Source organism: Marisediminicola senii (genome assembly GCF_011057645.1).
Lineage (GTDB): Bacteria > Actinomycetota > Actinomycetes > Actinomycetales > Microbacteriaceae > Marisediminicola > Marisediminicola senii.
This window is the reverse complement of record NZ_JAALGE010000031.1, coordinates 19,217-35,650: the sequence shown is the minus strand read 5'-3', so window position 1 is coordinate 35,650 and position 16,434 is coordinate 19,217. Positions and strand designations below refer to the sequence as shown.

The 16,434-nt window shown below is 71.3% G+C and carries 12 protein-coding genes and 1 pseudogene; 6 read left to right on the top strand and 7 right to left on the bottom strand.

Features of this window, described 5'->3' with window-relative positions:
• The 4 genes and pseudogenes from G5S38_RS10485 to hemE all read right to left on the bottom strand — a co-directional run.
• A pseudogene (locus tag G5S38_RS10485) lies at positions 1 to 277 on the bottom strand (hypothetical protein); the annotation flags it as partial.
• 33 nt (positions 278 to 310) lie between these two features.
• Positions 311 to 592 (bottom strand): YtxH domain-containing protein, encoded by a 282-nt coding sequence (locus tag G5S38_RS10480; protein WP_165068232.1) that lies wholly within the window; start codon positions 590 to 592, stop codon positions 311 to 313.
• Positions 593 to 662: 70 nt separating this feature from the next.
• Positions 663 to 1,973: a protoporphyrinogen/coproporphyrinogen oxidase gene (locus tag G5S38_RS10475; RefSeq protein ID WP_165068229.1), complete on the bottom strand. Its 1,311-nt coding sequence runs from the start codon at positions 1,971 to 1,973 to the stop codon at positions 663 to 665.
• Between the two features lie 3 nt (positions 1,974 to 1,976).
• Positions 1,977 to 3,035 (bottom strand): uroporphyrinogen decarboxylase, encoded by a 1,059-nt coding sequence (hemE, locus tag G5S38_RS10470; protein ID WP_165068226.1) that lies wholly within the window; start codon positions 3,033 to 3,035, stop codon positions 1,977 to 1,979.
• A 92-nt stretch (positions 3,036 to 3,127) separates the two neighbouring features.
• Here hemE and G5S38_RS10465 point away from each other — a divergent pair, with 92 nt between their 5' ends.
• The 4 genes from G5S38_RS10465 to G5S38_RS10450 all read left to right on the top strand — a co-directional run bounded on the left by G5S38_RS10465 (position 3,128) and on the right by G5S38_RS10450 (position 7,403).
• On the top strand, positions 3,128 to 4,435 hold the full coding sequence (locus G5S38_RS10465; RefSeq protein WP_165068224.1) for a glutamyl-tRNA reductase: 1,308 nt from the start codon (positions 3,128 to 3,130) through the stop codon (positions 4,433 to 4,435).
• A 14-nt stretch (positions 4,436 to 4,449) separates the two neighbouring features.
• The gene (locus G5S38_RS10460; RefSeq protein WP_165068221.1) at positions 4,450 to 4,818 is read left to right on the top strand and encodes a TraR/DksA family transcriptional regulator; all 369 of its coding nucleotides are present in this window, start codon (positions 4,450 to 4,452) and stop codon (positions 4,816 to 4,818) included.
• 93 nt (positions 4,819 to 4,911) lie between these two features.
• Positions 4,912 to 7,167: a carbon starvation CstA family protein gene (locus tag G5S38_RS10455; protein WP_165068218.1), complete on the top strand. Its 2,256-nt coding sequence runs from the start codon at positions 4,912 to 4,914 to the stop codon at positions 7,165 to 7,167.
• Positions 7,164 to 7,403, top strand: coding sequence for a YbdD/YjiX family protein (locus tag G5S38_RS10450; RefSeq protein WP_235929008.1), 240 nt, complete (start codon positions 7,164 to 7,166; stop codon positions 7,401 to 7,403). Before G5S38_RS10455 ends, G5S38_RS10450 begins: the two co-directional genes overlap by 4 nt.
• A gap of 47 nt (positions 7,404 to 7,450) precedes the next feature.
• On the opposite strand, the gene G5S38_RS10445 is transcribed toward G5S38_RS10450, so the two are convergent.
• From G5S38_RS10445 to G5S38_RS10435, 3 genes are read right to left on the bottom strand one after another with little or no spacing between them, the layout of a single operon-like run.
• Positions 7,451 to 9,502 carry a M13 family metallopeptidase gene (locus G5S38_RS10445; protein WP_165068215.1) on the bottom strand — a complete coding sequence of 684 codons (2,052 nt, stop codon included), beginning with the start codon at positions 9,500 to 9,502 and terminating at the stop codon, positions 7,451 to 7,453.
• Between the two features lie 9 nt (positions 9,503 to 9,511).
• Positions 9,512 to 10,357 carry a hypothetical protein gene (locus G5S38_RS10440; protein ID WP_165068212.1) on the bottom strand — a complete coding sequence of 282 codons (846 nt, stop codon included), beginning with the start codon at positions 10,355 to 10,357 and terminating at the stop codon, positions 9,512 to 9,514.
• Complete coding sequence (locus G5S38_RS10435) at positions 10,357 to 13,005, bottom strand: ATP-binding protein (RefSeq protein WP_165068210.1); 2,649 nt, start codon at positions 13,003 to 13,005, stop codon at positions 10,357 to 10,359. The genes G5S38_RS10440 and G5S38_RS10435 overlap by 1 nt, the downstream gene beginning before the upstream one ends.
• A 147-nt stretch (positions 13,006 to 13,152) precedes the next feature.
• Here G5S38_RS10435 and G5S38_RS10430 point away from each other — a divergent pair, with 147 nt between their 5' ends.
• A complete protein-coding gene (locus G5S38_RS10430) occupies positions 13,153 to 15,027 on the top strand; it encodes an FAD-dependent oxidoreductase (RefSeq protein WP_165068207.1) in 1,875 nt (624 codons plus the stop codon).
• Between the two features lie 47 nt (positions 15,028 to 15,074).
• Complete coding sequence (locus tag G5S38_RS10425) at positions 15,075 to 16,385, top strand: MATE family efflux transporter (RefSeq protein ID WP_165068203.1); 1,311 nt, start codon at positions 15,075 to 15,077, stop codon at positions 16,383 to 16,385.
• Positions 16,386 to 16,434 lie beyond the last annotated feature (49 nt).

Below are 16,434 nucleotides of genomic sequence, written 5' to 3'. Positions count from 1 at the left end.
TCTGGTGGGCTGGGAGATGTGTATAAGGGCCGGGGACCTCCCCGATCGGCGTGACCAGCGCCTTCTCCGGCTTCCCGGGCTCGAACGACCGCCGCCCGCGCGGGCCAGCGGGGGGCGGCGTCTTCGCGCCGGAGCCGCCGACGCCGCCGGAACCGCCGACGCCACCCGACCCGCCGGCCGTCGGGGCAGAAACCACGGGGCGTCCGACCGGCGGGGTGGGCCCGGCGGCGGGAGTCGGTGGGGTGCTCGCGGTCGGGGGCCTGGTGGTGTCGCTCATGACCGGTTCCTTAGGGGGTGGTGAGTGGTGGGGTTATGCAGAAGGCGACGAGGCCGGGGTGTTCGACCCGGAGACCTGGTTCTTCTTGGGCGTCTTCGAGACGGCCTTCTTCACGTTACCCGTGACGAAGTCCACGACCTCGGGAGCCTTGTCCTTGACGAAGCCCTCGGCGTCCTGCACGCGACGCTGCACGGGGGTGCTGTTCCAGAACTTGTCGGTGGCCTTCTTGATCTGCTCGTAGCGCTCGCGCCCCGCGCGGCTTCCGAGTACGTAACCGACGGCGAGTCCGGCAACCAGTGTCAATTTTCCGCGCATGTCGTCTCCTACTATTCGGACGCCTGGATTCGGCGTGAAATCACAATGGGCCCAAGCGTAGTGCGGACTCTCAGCCGAGGAATTTCAGCAAACTATCAGATTCGCGTCGGGTGTGGCCGATTACCGCGGCGAGACCGGTGCCCGAGACCCTCTCGCCGATCTGCACGGGTCCGCCGGGGGTTGACAGCGCACCGGCGATGGGTGGTCCCGTCCAGGTGACCCGGTCGAAGGCTCGCACCGCCGCGGGGTCGATCGGCACCCCGAGCAGGCGTTCCGCGTCGTGCCTGGCGACCTCCCGCAGTTCATCGTCGGATGGCGGTGCCGTCTCGTACGAGAGGCGCAGCACGTGCGCCCCGTCGGCGTCCGCTGCCAGCCACGACCACTTCACCGTCGCATGCGTGATGGCCTTGGCGCGAATGCCCCGCGCCCCGGGGGCGACGATCACGCCGGAACCGCGGGGAGCGGCATCCAGTGCCCGGTCGTCGACGACGAGGGTGGCCAACGTGATGGGCAGTCCGGTTGCTGCGCCGAGCTCCGCGGCCACGACCACCGCGTCGGCCTCGAGCCGCGTGCCGTCGTCGAGGGTGATGGATGCCGCATCGGCGGCCAGCACGGCCCGCCCGAGCAGCACGGTCGCCCGGTCCGCCACCCGCGCCGCGAGGGCGCCCGCGATCTGGTGTACCCCGCCCTCGAGTCCCTGCACGGCGGATCCGGCGGGCGCTGCCGCCCGCAGCGTGAGCACGGCTCTCGCGAGCGAACCGTGGGTGCGCAGCGCGGCGCGCAACCGCGGCGCCACCACGTCGACGTCGAGGTCGTCGGGGTGGGTGGAGTGGATGGCGGTCGCGACCGGCATCACGAGCTTCTCGACCACTGCAGAACCCATGCGGGCGCGCACCAGCCCGCCGAACGAGGTCTCCCCCGCGCCGATCGACGCCGGTAGCACGGCGTCGAGCCGGGCACGCAGCGCGCCGCGCAGCCCGACGACCGCGATCACGTCGCGCGCGAGTGGTGCGGATGGAATGCCGAGCAGTCCAGCGGCGGGGAGCGGCACCGCGGCGCCGTCGCGGGGCTGCAGCCACGCGCCCCCCGGCTTCGGGGTGACCAGGGCGGGGCCGAGCCCGAGCTCGCGCACGAGGGCCGCGACCGTGCCTCCCCTGGTTGCGAAGCTCTCGGCACCGGCATCCAGCCTCACACCGCCGACCTCGTGGTCACGCACCTTGCCGCCGAGCCGGGTGGATGCCTCGACCAGCGTCACGCGAACGCCCGCGTCGAGCAGGTCCATCGACATCACCAGGCCGGCCACGCCGCCGCCCACCACGATCACGTGCCTGGCAGGGTGCTGCCCGCTCGAGGGGGGAGCTGCGGCGACCGGGTCGACCATGGGTCAGGCGACCGAGTGCACGAGCTCGACCACCCGCGTGAGCACCGCGGGGTCGGTCTCGGGCGGAACGCCGTGCCCGAGGTTCACGACGTGCGCGGGGGCGGCCGTGCCGCGGGCGATGACGTCGAGCACATGCGCCTCGAGCACCGGCCACGGGGCGGCGAGCATCGCGGGGTTGATGTTGCCCTGCACCGGGGTGTTCCCGCCCAGTCGGCGGATGCCCTCGTCGAGCGGGATGCGGTCATCGATGCCGACCACGTCGGCGCCGATCTCGCGCATCGCTCCGAGCAGCTCGCCCGTGCCGACGCCGAAGTGCACGATCGGCACCCCGAGGTCCTTCACCGGTTCGATCGCGAGGCGGGAGTACGGGGCGACGTGGGCGGTGTAGTCGGCGAGCGACAGCGATCCGGCCCAGGAGTCGAACAGCTGCGCTGCGCTGGCGCCGGCGAGCATCTGTGCGCGCAGGAATTCGCCGGTGACCTCGGCGGCCCAGGTCATCAGGGCGGCCCAGGTGTCGGGGTCGGAGTGCATCATGGCGCGCGCCCTGAGGTGGTCCTTCGAAGGTCCACCCTCGACGACGTAGGCGGCGAGGGTGAACGGTGCTCCCGCGAAGCCGATGAGCGGGGTGCTGCCGAGTTCGGCGACGGTGCGTGCGACGCCCTCGCTGACCGGGGCGAGGGCATCCGGCTCGAGCGGGCGCAGCGCCGCCACCTCGGCGGCCGTGCGGATCGGCGCGCCGAGCACGGGCCCGCGACCGGGGACGATGTCGACGTCGACCCCGGCGAGCTTGAGCGGAACCACGATGTCGCTGAAGAAGATGCCGGCGTCGACCCCGTGGCGGCGCCACGGCTGCAAGGTGATCTCGCTCGAGAGCGCCGGGTCGAGGCAGGCGTCGAGCATGGCGGTGCCGACGCGCAGGTCGCGGTACTCGGGAAGCGAGCGACCGGCCTGTCGCATGAACCACACCGGCGGGGTCTCCGGGCGGTCGCCCCGGTAGGCGCGGATCAGGTTGGAGGCGCCGGTGCGCCCATCGACGAGGGGATGGTCAGCTGGCAGAGTCACCCCGACAGTCTGCCAGTAGGCCGCTGGGCGGGCGCCCCGTCGGGAAGGGGCCTCCGTCAGGTGCTCTCAGGACCGGGCGCTAAGATCACACAGTGCTTCTTTGCCTGACCGCCAACCACCGGAACGCGAGCTTCGATCTTCTCGAGAAGCTCTCCATCGGTGCACCCAGGGCGGCCAGCGCACTCGTCGAGGGCAGCGACTTCGTCAGCGGGGCCGTGGTCGTCGCGACCTGCAACCGCTTCGAGGCCTACCTCGACATCGACGAGCCCCTCACCGCGGCCAGCGCGGTCGCCGTCGAGGCGACCGTCGACGCGATGAGCTCGGCGAGCGGCGTCACCGCCGACGCGCTGCGCGAGTCGGTGACGGTGCTGACCGGTGACGACGTCGTCGGGCACCTGTTCGCCGTGTCATCCGGCCTCGAATCCGTCGTCGTCGGCGAAGGCGAGATCTCCGGCCAGGTGCGCCGTGCCCTCGAGCAGGCCCGCGAGGCCGGCACGACGTCGTCTGGCCTCGAGCAGCTGTTCCAGAAGGCATCGACCACCTCGCGCACGGTGCGCACCACCACCGCGGTCGGCACCGCGGGCCGCTCGCTCGTGCGCCTCGCCCTCGAGCTGGCATCCAGCCGCATCCGCGACTGGTCGACCGCCCGCGTGCTGATGATCGGCACCGGCGCCTACGCGGGGGCATCGCTCGCCGCGCTCCGCGACCGCGGCGCCACCGACGTCGAGGTGTTCTCCCCCTCGGGACGTGCCGAGAAGTTCGCGCTGAGTCGTGGGGCCCGCCCGAGCACCGACCTCGCGGCATCCCTCGCCGAGGCTGACGTCGTCGTCACCTGCACCACCGTCGAGGGCCACGTACTCACCCCGGCCCTGTTCACCGCCGACACCTTCGGTTCGGGCCGCAGCACCCTGCTCATCGACCTGGGGCTGCCGCGCAACATCGACCCGGCCGTCGCCTCGATCGACGGCATCGAGCTGCTCGACCTCGAGACCATCAGCCTGCACGCTCCCCTCGAAGAGCTCAACGCCACGCGCGATGCGCGCTCGGCCGTGCGCAAGGCCGCCGCCGAGTTCTCCGCCGCAGAGGCCGAGCAGGCACTCGCACCCGCCGTCGTCGCCATGCGCACCCACGTGTTCGGCATCCTCGACGCCGAGATCGCCAGGGCCCGCAGCCGCGGTGACTCCAGCCCGCAGACCGAGCAGGCGCTGCGCCACCTCGCGAGCGTGCTGCTGCACACCCCGTCGGTGCGCGCCAGGGAACTCGCCAGGGCGGGCGACGGCGACCAGTTCGTCGCCGGTCTGAACGCCCTGTTCGGCATCGCGCCGTCCGCCCCGGTCGCGAGCATCGACGGCAGCACCGCGCTCGATGCGGGCGACGACGACCAGGCCGCCACCGCCTGAGCCGGTCGCCAGACATGGATGCCGCCCTCCGCCGCCACGAGCGGGAGCTGCTCCGACTCCGGGCCGAACGCGCCACCGGCCGCGAGTCACTGGCCACCGCGATGCGCGACGTTCGCGCGGCCCGCAGCGACGGCACGGCAGACGACGAGCACGACCCGGACGGCCCGACGCTGTCGGCGGAGTCGTCGCGCATCTCGGGGCTGACCGCGGAGGCCGCCGCGCGGGATGCGGACATCGAGGCGGCGCTCACCCGCATCGCCGACGGCACGTTCGGGCGCTGCATCCACTGCTCGAAGCCCATCGGGGAGGCCCGTCTCGATGTGCGACCGGAATCCGCGTTGTGCATCGACTGCGCCCGCGAGGCCGAGGCGCGGAGGCGGTAGCGCGAAAGCCCGCGATGGCCGATGTTCTCGGGGGCGCGACCCGGGGGCGATCGTCGCCTATGGTGTGACGAGCACCACGTCAAAGGGGACATGATGACCGCCACGCTCGACAACAAATCCGACGACCTGCAGCCGGAGCCCGGCCAGACCATCGAGTTGCACACCGACCCGTCGTTGCCCCCGGTGGGCCTCAGACAGAAGCCGAAGTGGACTCCACTCTCGATCGCGCTGTGGATCGGCATTGCGCTCATCGGCGCCCTCGGCTGGGTGATGATCGCGATCGTGCGCGGAGACGAGGTCAACTCCATCTGGTTCGTCGCGGCGGCGGTCGGCACGTTCCTCATCGGCTACCGCTTCTACTCGCGGTTCATCGAGCGCAAGCTGCTCAAGCCCGACGACCGGCGGGCAACCCCGGCCGAGATCCTCGACAACGGCAAGGACTTCGAACCCACCGACCGCCGGGTGCTGTTCGGCCACCACTTCGCCGCCATCGCCGGCGCCGGACCCCTCGTCGGGCCGGTCCTCGCGGCGCAGATGGGCTACCTGCCCGGCACGATGTGGATCATCTTCGGCGTCATCGTCGCCGGCGCAGTGCAGGACTATCTCGTGCTGTTTTTCTCGATGCGCCGCCGCGGGCGCTCCCTCGGCCAGATGGCGCGCGAAGAGCTGGGCCGGTTCGGCGGCGTCGCCGCCCTCATTGCGACCCTGCTCATCATGGCGATCATCCTCGCGGTGCTCGCCCTCGTCGTGGTCAACGCCCTCGCCGAGAGCCCGTGGGGCGTGTTCTCCATCGCGATGACCATCCCGATCGCGCTGTTCATGGGCGTCTACCTCCGCTTCCTGCGACCCGGCCGCATCACCGAGGTCTCCCTCATCGGCGTCGCGCTGCTGCTGCTCGCGATCGTCTCCGGTGGCTGGGTCGCCGAGACCGCGTGGGGCGTCGACATTTTCACCCTCGACAAGGTCACCATCGCGTGGGCCCTGATCATCTACGGCTTCGTCGCGTCGATCCTGCCGGTCTGGCTGCTGCTCGCCCCCCGCGACTACCTGTCGACCTTCATGAAGATCGGCACCATCCTGCTGCTCGCGGTCGGAATCGTCATCGCCCAGCCGGTGGTGCAGATGCCCGCCGTCACCGAGTTCGCCTTCAACGGCCAAGGCCCGGCGTTCGCCGGCGCGCTGTTCCCGTTCCTCTTCATCACCATCGCCTGCGGTGCCCTGAGCGGGTTCCACTCGCTGATCGCCTCGGGAACCACCCCGAAGCTCATCGAGAAAGAGACCCAGACCAGGGTCATCGGCTACGGCGGCATGCTCGTCGAATCGTTCGTCGCGATCATGGCGCTGGTCGCCGCGATCACCCTCGACCGCAGCCTCTACTTCGCGATGAACGCCTCCGCCGCCCTCACCGGGGGCACTGCGGAGGGCGCGGCCGAGTTCGTGAACGGGCTCGGCGCCATCGGCGGCCAGGGCGTCACGGCCGACCAGCTCACCGCTGCGGCGGCCGCGGTCGGGGAGGAGTCGCTCGTCTCGCGCACCGGTGGCGCGCCGACCCTCGCGGTCGGGATCTCCAACATCCTCAACCAGATCTGGCAGGGCTCCGACCTCCGGGCGTTCTGGTACCACTTCGCGATCATGTTCGAGGCGCTGTTCATCCTCACCACGGTCGACGCCGGCACCCGGGTCGCGCGCTTCATGCTCAGCGACACCCTCGGCAACGTCAACAAGCGTTTCCGCGACCCGTCGTGGCGCATCGGGGCGTGGATCTCGTCGATCATCGTGGTGGCCGGCTGGGGCAGCATCCTGATCATGGGCGTCACCGACCCGCTCGGCGGCATCAACACCCTCTTCCCGCTGTTCGGCATCGCCAACCAACTGCTGGCCGCCATCGCCCTGGCGGTGTGCGTGGCGATCGTGTGCAAGAAGGGGCTCGTGAAGTGGGTGTGGATCCCGGGGATCCCGCTGGTCATCGACGCGATCGTCACGCTCACCGCGTCGTACCAGAAGATTTTCTCCCCGCTGCCGACCCTCGGCTACTGGGCGCAGAACGGCACCTACCGCGAGGCTCTCGCCAACGGCGAGACGTCGCTCGGCGCCGCCACCTCGGTCGAGGCCATGGAGGCCGTGGTGCGCAACACCACGGTGCAGGGCACGCTGTCGATCATCTTCGCGACGCTCGTGATCATCGTGCTGGCGACCGCGATCTGGGTCAGCGTGCGCGCCGTGCGCGCCGGCGGTGAGAAGGACACCGAGAGCGACGTCGAGCCGAGCCGCATGTATGCACCGGTGAGCCTCGTCGCCACCACGGAGGAGAAGGCGGTGCAGAAGCTGTGGGCGGACAGGTCGAAGTGAGCGGCGCCACCGCCGCGCATGGCGGCACCCGCGCCTCGGCTGCGATCGGCGCCATCGCGCGCGCCGCGCGCGGCCTGCGCTGGTACGTGAGGGAGCTGATGGGCGACTCTCGCTACGAGCGCTATGTCGCCCACCTCGCGGCGACGCATCCGGGGGCCCCGGTGCCGACCGAGCGACAGTTCTGGCGCGACCGGCACGCCGAAGAAGACGCGAACCCGAGCTCACGCTGCTGCTGACCGCCGCGCGAACGAGCCGCCGCGGCAGCAGCCGCGGCGACTCCACATCACCAGATCGTGACGCGCTCTTCCGGCGGCAGCCACAGTGCGTCGTTCTCGGTCACCGCGAACGCGGCGTAGAACTCGTCGATGTTGCTGACGATCTGGTTGCAGCGGAACTCGTTCGGCGAGTGCGGGTCGATCGACAGCAGCCGGATGACCTCCTCGTCGCGCGCCTTGATCTGCCAGGCCTGCGCCCACGAGAGGAAGAACCGCTCGGCGCCGCTGAGGCCGTCGATCTCCGGCGGCTCCTCACCGTCGAGCGAGATCAGGTAGGCCTTCCACGCGATGCTCAGCCCGCCGAGGTCGCCGATGTTCTCGCCGATGGTCAACGCCCCGTTGACCTTGTTGCCCGGCACCTGCGCGGGCTCGAGGGCGTTGAACTGCTCGATGAGCGACGAGGTCAGCTTCTCGAACGCGGCACGATCGGCCTCGGTCCACCAGTCGGTGAGCAGCCCGTCGCCGTCGTACTTCGATCCCTGGTCGTCGAAGCCGTGGCCGATCTCGTGGCCGATCACCGCGCCGATCGCCCCGTAGTTGGCCGCCGCATCGCGCGTCTCGTCGAAGAACGGGTACTGCAGGATGGCCGCCGGAAAGACGATCTCGTTGAATCCGGGGTTGTAGTACGCGTTGATGGTCTGCGGGGTCATGAACCACTCGTCGCGGTCGAGTGGCTTGCCGATCTTGCCGAGCTCGCGCTGGAACTCGAACTCGCCGACGGCCCGGACGTTGCCGAGCAGGTCGTTCGCGTCGATCTGCAGCGCACTGTAGTCGCGCCACTTCACCGGGAAGCCGATCTTCGGGGTGAACTTCTCGAGTTTGTCGATCGCCCGCCCGCGGGTCTCCTCGGTCATCCAGGTCAGGCCGTGGATGCTGCGGCGATACGCCTCGACGAGGTTGTCGACGAGCACGTCCATGCTGGCCTTGGCCTCGGCGGGAAAGTGACGCGCGACGTACGTGCGACCGACCGCTTCGCCGAGCGAGCCCTCCACGAGCGAGACGCCGCGCTTCCAGCGCGCACGCTTCTCCGGCGTGCCGGTCAGCGTGCGGCCGTAGAAGTCGAAGTTCGCGTCGACGAAGTCGGTGGAGAGGTAGGCGGCGTTGGAGCGGATGATCTGCCACGCCAGCCAGTCGCGCCACGCCTCGAGCCGGTCGGTCGTCAGTAGCGCGGCGAGCCCGGTGACGAAGCTCGGTTCGCGCACCACGACCTCGGCGAACGCGCCATCGGGCACGCCGACCGCGTCGAGCCAGGTGTCGAGGTCGACGCCGTCGGCGAGCGCCGCGGCATCCGCCCACGGCAGCAGGTTGTAGGTGGCCTGGCTGTCGCGGGTGCGCACGTTGTCCCAGTGCTGCGCAGCGATGGTTGCCTCGAGCTCGAGCACTCGCGCGGCGCGGGCTGCGGCATCCACCCGGTCTTCGTCCGCTCGATCGTGGTCGGCCCGCCCAGCCAGCGTGAACATGCGCTCGAGGAACTCGACGTACTTGCCGCGCACGTCGGCGAACTTCTCTTCGCGGTAGTACGACTCGTCTGGCAGCCCGAGGCCGCCCTGCTCGAGGAACACCAGGTACCGGTCGGGGCGCCCCGGGTCGTTGTCGACGAACAGCTGGAAGAAGCCGGAGGTGCCCCGGCGCTCGAGACCACCGAGGGTGGCCAGCAGGCTGGGGATGTCGGTGACGGCGGCTGCCTCGGCGAGCAGGGGTGCGAGCGGGGTGGCGCCGAGCGCCTCGACGCGCGCTTCGTCCATGAAGCTCGCGTAGAGGTCGCCGAACTTGCGCTCCTCGCTGCCGGGCTCGGCAGTCTGCGCCTCGATGATGATGGCCTGCACGGCCTTCTCCGCCTCTTCGGCGAGGACGTAGAACGAGCCGTAGCGCGCCTTGTCGGAGGGGATCTCGGTGCGGGCGATCCACTTGCCGTTGACGTGGCGGAACAGGTCGTCCTGGGGGCGAACCACGTCATCGAGCTCGGAGAGGGCGATGCCCGACGACAGGGCTTCTGCCGAGGCCGGGGTGGGTTCGGTGGATGGGGAGGATTCGGTACTGAGGGAGGGCTCGGTGCTCATCGCCCCAGCCTATTGCGGGCGCCCGGCACGCACGCTGGACTCTGCGGTTACCCTGCGCTCGAGCCACGCGTACATGCCCGCGTAGACCCCGAGGGCTGCGATCATGCCGAGCGAGAACAGCGCAGCCGACGGGCGCTGCCACTGCAGGTCGCCGCCGGAGAACACGAGTGCCCCGACGATGAAGGCCAGGCTCACCAGTTCGGCCTGCACGACGCGGCGGAAGGCACTCCATCGGTCGTCGAACAGCATCAGCACGTTGACCATCCCGGGCAGCGTGAGGATGGCGCCGACGATGCGAGAGGTCAGCGGCGTGAGGTCCCATGCCCAGCCGGCGCCGAGGGCGGGCTGCAGGAACAGGGCAAGGCCGGCGATCGCCGCGACGATGCCGATCGCCGCGAGCGTGATGCGCACCGCCCGCGGAATGGTCACGTCAGGCGTGTCTGGGCTGCCGTTGTCAGCGCCGCGCTGCGACCACATGACTGCGGCGATCAGCAGCGGCGACAGGATGTACAGGCTCGCCCAGGCGATGAACGAGATGTGGCCGAAGTGAAAGCGGTCCCAGTGCAGCACGGTGGCGACCAGCGCCAGGGTCGCGAAGACCAGCACGGCGGGAAACCCCCGCGACACCCGCGACCACCGGCGGGCCCGCAGCACCTGCACGAAGAACCAGATCCCCCCGACGTATGCGGAGCCGAGGAACATCGCGGTGAGGCCTGGCTCGATGGTCCATGCGAAGAGCACGTCGGTGCTGCGTGGAAAGAGGTAGAGCAGGATGCTGGCGACGACGAGGAAGGGCAGCAGCAGGGCAGCGAGCGCGCTCGTGCTCGGCAGCACGGCATCGGCGCGCCTGGCCATCAGGCCGAGACCCCGAGCGCGAGGTCGACCGCGGACGCCGCGGGGAGTTCGCGCCCGCTGCGCTCGGCCCGGCGGAATGCGTCGGCGGCGTCGCCCGCGAGGATGGGGTCGACGAACGACTGGTGGAACGAGAAGGTGGGCGCGTTGTAGAGGCCCTTCTTCTCGCGCAGCGCTTCCGCCGCACCCAGCAGCCGCCCGGCGCGTTCCACTTTGCCCGCGGCGGCGGCCACCGCAACGAGACCCTCGAGCCCGTAGGCGACGCCCTCGTCGTGGCCGAGCCTGGCCGAGCTCGCGAGGCTGTCGTCGAAGCAGCGGTGCGCGTCATCCGTCTCGCCGAGCAGCAGGTGCGCCCACCCCCGGTGATGCAGGGCGATAGTCACGCTGAGTGCGTCGCCCGTCGTGCGCGCGATCGCGAGGCTCTCGTCGAACCGGTCGACCGCGCGCCGGAGCTCTCCCTGCAGCAGCGCGACCCGGCCGAGGGTCACCAGCGACATCGATTCGCCCCACGGGTCGTCCGACTGCCGGAACAGCGCGAGGCTCGTCTCGAGGGCCTCGTCGGCTCGAGCCGGGTCGGGTTCTGCCGTCGCGAGCAGCGCGAGGGCCAGCGAGACGAGGGCGAGTGCCTCCCCGACGGGCTCGCCGTCGCGGTGGAACAGTTCGGCACTCTCGGTGATGCCGGGCAGCACCTGCTGGTCGGGGTCCTGCCAGAACGTGATGGCCCTGGTGAAGTACAGCGCGATCGCCCGGGTGCGGTCGGGCAGCGGGTCACCCGAGGCGAGCAGTTCGTCCATCCACGCCCGAACCTCGCCCAGCCGGCCGCCGACCCACCAGTAGAGGAACAGGTCCCACGCGAACTCGGCCGCCTCTGCCCATTCCCCGCTGTCGAGCAGGAAGCGGCCGGCGGCGCGCAGGTTGTCGTGGTCGTCGTCGAGCTCGGCGACGAGCTCGCTCTGGCGCGCGCCCTCGAGCGCGCGCCCCATCCCGGAGGCGAGCTCCCGGTAGTATCGCGCGTGCCGTTGCCGGTACTGCTCGACCCTGCCCGCGGCGACGAGGCGCTCCATCGCGAACTCGCGCACGGTGGTGAGCATGGTGAAGTGCGACCGCGCGCCCCTGTCCTGCTGCCGCACCAGGCTGTTGTCGACCAGTGCCCCGAGGATGTCGAGGGTTTCCATGGCGGAGGTGCCGCTGACCGCGCCCGCCGCCTCGAGCGTGAACCCGCCGGAGAAGACCCCGAGCGTCGACAGCAGGGCGTTCTCGCGCTCCCCCAGCAGTTCGCTGCTCCACTCGATCGCGCTGCGCAGCGTCTGCTGGCGCAGCGGCAGGTCCCGCGCACCCCCCACCAGTAGCGGCAACTGGCGGTCGAGCAGCGGGAGCATCGCGGCGGGTGGCAGGATGCGGATCCTCGCCGCGGCCAGTTCGATTGCGAGCGGCACCCCCTCGAGGGCGATGGTGATCCTGCGCACCGCGTCGACGTTCTCTGGAGTGAGGTCGAAATCGGGTCGCACCGCCCGCGCCCGCTCGACGAACAGCCTGACCGCCGGGGACTCCTCCACCGGAGCTGGTGAACCCGCCGGGGCCGCCGGGGCCGCCGATGCCGACGTTGCTACCGACGCCGCTCCGGCTCCCACGGAATCCGCCGACGGCAACGCCAGCGGGCCGACCGGCACGCTGTGCTCGCCTGACACGCGGAGCAGGCTGCGACTGGTGACCAGCACGGTGAGGTCGGCGACCGCGGCGAGCAGGTCGCGAACCACGGTCGCGGCGTCGAGCACCTGCTCGAAGTTGTCGAGGATCAGCAGGGTGGGACGCACGCTGAGAGCCACCCGCAACTTGTCGTCGAGGGGGCCGTCGCCGCTGTCGCGCACGCCGATGGCCTGGGCGATCGACAGCGTCACCAGCGCGGGGTCGTGCACGGTCGACAGGTCGACGAAGTAGACGCCCCCGGTGAAGCCGTCGGCCGCGCGGCGGGCAGCTTCGATGGCGAGGCGGCTCTTGCCGATGCCCCCGGGGCCGACGAGCGTCAGCAGGCGGGTTCGGTCGCTGCGCAGCATCCGTTCGACCTCCGCCTCTTCTGCGTCACGCCCGATCAGTTCGGTGAGCGCGGCCGGAAGGGCGACCGACCCGAGCGTGGGCGCGGGTGCCGGTGCCACGTCGACCGGGAGCGCGCGCGTCTGGTCGAAGCGCTCCGCCAGCATGGTGGCGAGGTCGGCGGTGATCAGCTCCCCCAGCTCGTCGGCGTCGACGAAGTACGTGAACGAGGCCGTGTCGTCGGAGCGCACCCGGTCGAGCAATTCGATGAGGCGGGGTTCGCGCTGCCCCGCGGTCTCGCGGATGTAGATGAGCTTCGGCAGGGTCGGTGCGAGTATGTATTCGTCTTCGAGCCCCGAGACGGTCTCGCCCGGCGCGACCCAGCCGTAGCGCTCCCCGTAGATGCCGACGAACACGTCGCTCTGCCGCAGGTATGCGCGGTACAGCTCGCGCGGCGGGTGCGGGCGCGCCCCGAGCTCGAACATCACGGGCGCGAGGTGTAGGCGGTCGATGGCGACACGGGCGGCGCGACGCTCCCCCGCCAGCTCCCTCAGGGTCGAGCTGACGAAGATCCTCAGCCGTTGGTCGGGCGTGCGGATGCCACGGGCGTTCGTCACCATGACGAGAAGTGTGGGCTGGTTCGGCGGAGCTTTCTGGCGCCATCTGTCGCTGTCGCGGGCGTGCGCGGCTGGATACACTTCCCGCGAGACGGGGGAAGCAGGCGGGGGCAGAGCGAACGGATGCCGCTGGCACCGTGAGGAGGCCCCATGCGACCCGACGAGAACCGGCGACCCGACGAGAACCGGCGACCCGACGAGAACGGGCGACCTGACGAGAACGGGCGACCTGACGAAAGCGGGCGACCTGTGATCCTGGTGCAGGTGTCTGCCGCTGACAGCCGGGCCGACATCGTGCGCGAACTCGAGTCGCGCTACCTGGCCGACTACCGGGTGGTGGGGGTCGCGGGCGTGCCAGACGCCCTCGCCGCGCTGCGCGGCTTCGCCGCCGCCGGGGATCCCGTTGCACTGCTGCTGGCGGACCCGCCGGGGGAGCCAGGCGACGCGGGTGACGACACGTCGATGGGCGAGGTTGAGGCCGCCGCCCCTTCGGTCTTCGTCGAGGCCAAGCGCTCGTTCGCCGACGTGCGGCGAGCGCTCGTGATCGAGTGGGGGGCGTGGGCCCACCAGCACATCGCCGACCGGGTCGTCGCGATGATGGCCGCCGTCGAGATCGATTACTACGTGGTGCGCCCGTGGCGCACTCCCGACGAGCACTTCCACCGCGCGGTGACCGACTTCCTGCTCGAGTGGCACCGCGCGGTCGGCGAGACCCCGGCCGACGTCACGGTGATCGGTGACCCTGCGCTCCCGCGCACCCACGAGGTGCGCAGCCTGCTCGCGCGGCGCGGGGTCGCTCCCCGGGTCATTGCGCCGGAGCCGGGTGGCCCCACGCTCCCCGGCCCCACGCTCCCCGGCCCCACACCATCGGGCACCGCGCCGTCCGGCACCGGACCATCCACCGCGCCAGCCAGTACCGCGCCGCCCGCCGTGCGGTTCATCGACGGACGCACCCTGGTCGACCCGGACGACGCGGAGCTGGCGCGGGCGATCGGACTCACGACGGCGCTGCCCGACGAGGCCGTCGACCTCGCGATCGTCGGCGCGGGCCCCGGCGGCCTGGCCGCGGCAGTGTACGCGGCATCCGAGGGCCTCAGCACCCTGGTAATCGAACGCGACGCGGTCGGCGGGCAGGCCGGCACGAGCTCACTCATCCGCAACTACCTGGGCTTCAGCCGGGGCATCTCGGGTGCCGAGCTCGCCCAGCGCGCCTACCAGCAGGCCTGGGTGTTCGGGGCGCGCTTCGCCCACAGCCGCGAGGTCATCGGGCTCGAGACCGATGCGGGTGGCTTTCGCCTGCGGGTGCGGCCGGACGAGCACCTGGTCGCGCGATCCGTCGTGCTTGCGACGGGCGTCTCCTACCGCAGGCTCGCGCTGGGCGAACTGGAACCGCTCGTCGGCTCCTCGGTGTTCTACGGGGCGGCGGCTTCCGAGGCCAGGGCCCAGGCCGGACGCATCGTGCACGTCGTCGGCGGGGGCAATTCGGCCGGACAGGCGGCGCTGCACCTCGCCAGGTACGCGGCCTCGGTCACCCTGATCGTGCGCGGCGTGCTCGCCGACAGCATGTCGCAGTACCTCATCGACCAGCTGACGGCAGCCGGGGTGGGCATCGTGGCCGGCGTGCGCGTGGTCGGCGGTGCGGGAACCAGGGAGCGCCTCGACCACATCGCGCTGCGCACCCTGGCCACCGACGAGGTCACCCACGTGCCCAGCGACGCCCTGTTCATCACCATCGGCGCCGCCCCGCGCACCAACTGGCTGCCCGATCGGGTTCTGAGGGACCGCTGGGGGTTCGTGCTCACCGGCGCCGACGTGGCGACCGCAGGGGCAGGCCTCGACGCGTCCGCCCGCGCCGCCCTGCCGGCCGACTGGGTGCCAGGGCCGAATGAGAGCTCGGTACCCGGCATGTTCGCGGTGGGCGACACCCGCCGCGGTTCGATCAAGCGGGTCGCGTCCGCGGTCGGCGAGGGCTCGGTCGTGGTGTCGGCGGTGCACGCGTTCCTGGCGAGGGCGCACGCGCACTGAGTTTCCGACAGGCGAGCGGCACCCGCCCGCGCGGCTAGCGTTGGCGGATGCCCGTGCGCAATCCACTCGACCGCGAGATCGCGCGCCTCGCGGTGCCGGCACTCGGGGCCCTGCTCGCCGAGCCGCTGTTCCTGCTCACCGACACCGCCCTCGTCGGACACCTCGGCGCGGTTCCGCTGGGCGGGCTCGGCATCGCCAGCGTCATCCTGTCCACCGCCGTCGGGCTGCTCGTCTTCCTCGCCTACGCGACGACGCCGATCGTCGCCAGGCGCCTCGGTTCCGGTGACCTGCCAGGCGCGATCAGGGCCGGCATCGACGGACTGTGGCTCTCGGTGCTCATCGGCGCCGGCATCCTCGTCGCGGGGCTGCTCGGCGGGCGTGCACTCGTCGAGCTGTTCGGCGCGACTCCCGAGGTGAGCGAGGCGGCCAGCACGTACCTGCTCATCTCAGCGTGGGGGCTGCCCGCGATGCTGCTCGTGCTCGCCGCGACCGGCCTGCTGCGTGGGCTGCAGGACACCCGAACGCCGCTCGTCGTCGCCGGCGTCGGGTTCCTCGCGAATGCGCTCCTCAACGCTCTGTTCATCTACGGCTTCGGCTGGGGCATCGCGGGTTCGGCCATCGGAACCGTCATCGCGCAGTGGGGCATGGCGGCGGTGTACCTCGTGATCGCCGCGCGGGCCGCGGCGCGCACCGGGGTGAGCCTGAAACCGGGGTTCGCCGGGGTTCGCGGCGCCGCGGCATCCGGAGGCTGGCTGCTGCTACGCACCGCGAGCCTGAGGCTGGCGCTGCTCGCGACCGTCGTGGCGGGTACCCAGCTCGGGGTGACGGAACTCGCGACCCTGCAGATCGCGCTGACCATCTATTCCACTCTCGCGTTCGGGCTCGACGCCCTCGCGATCGCCGGGCAGGCGATGATCGGGCACGGGCTCGGCGCTTCCGACATCCCGCGCGTGACGGCGGTGACCAGGCGGCTGACGCAGCTCGGAGTGGTCGGCGGCATCGGGCTCGGCATCGTGATCGCGGCCGTCTCGCCCGTGGCGGCCCCGGTGTTCACCGGCGATGCGGCGATCCAACGGATGCTGCCCGCCGTACTCATCGTGCTGGCCGTCGGAATCCCGCTCGCCGGATACGTCTTCGTGCTCGACGGAGTGCTGATCGGTGCCGGCGACGCCCGGTACCTCGCCCTCAGTGGCCTCACGAATGTCGCGGTCTACCTGCCGCTGCTCGCGCTCGCCACCGCGGCGGGCACGCTGACCGCGGTGTGGACCGCGTTCGGCATCGGGTTCATCGGCGCCCGCGCGCTCACCCTCGGGCTGCGGGCGCGGGGCACCCGCTGGATCGTGACCGGGGCGCGCTGACCGGTTCAGCGCTGAACCGGCCAGCGCTCACCCGCCCGCGCTGACCCCG

Coding starts and splice junctions, on each gene's coding strand:
- G5S38_RS10460 (WP_165068221.1), top strand. CDS start 4,450: ATGGATGCCGCCCTCCGCCGCCACGAGCGGGAGCTGCTCCGACTCCGG.
- G5S38_RS10440 (WP_165068212.1), bottom strand. CDS start 10,357: ATGGCCAGGCGCGCCGATGCCGTGCTGCCGAGCACGAGCGCGCTCGCT.
- G5S38_RS10430 (WP_165068207.1), top strand. CDS start 13,153: ATGCGACCCGACGAGAACCGGCGACCCGACGAGAACCGGCGACCCGAC.
- G5S38_RS10425 (WP_165068203.1), top strand. CDS start 15,075: ATGCCCGTGCGCAATCCACTCGACCGCGAGATCGCGCGCCTCGCGGTG.
- G5S38_RS10435 (WP_165068210.1), bottom strand. CDS start 13,005: ATGGTGACGAACGCCCGTGGCATCCGCACGCCCGACCAACGGCTGAGG.
- G5S38_RS10480 (WP_165068232.1), bottom strand. CDS start 592: ATGCGCGGAAAATTGACACTGGTTGCCGGACTCGCCGTCGGTTACGTA.
- G5S38_RS10455 (WP_165068218.1), top strand. CDS start 4,912: ATGACCGCCACGCTCGACAACAAATCCGACGACCTGCAGCCGGAGCCC.
- G5S38_RS10445 (WP_165068215.1), bottom strand. CDS start 9,502: ATGAGCACCGAGCCCTCCCTCAGTACCGAATCCTCCCCATCCACCGAA.
- G5S38_RS10475 (WP_165068229.1), bottom strand. CDS start 1,973: ATGGTCGACCCGGTCGCCGCAGCTCCCCCCTCGAGCGGGCAGCACCCT.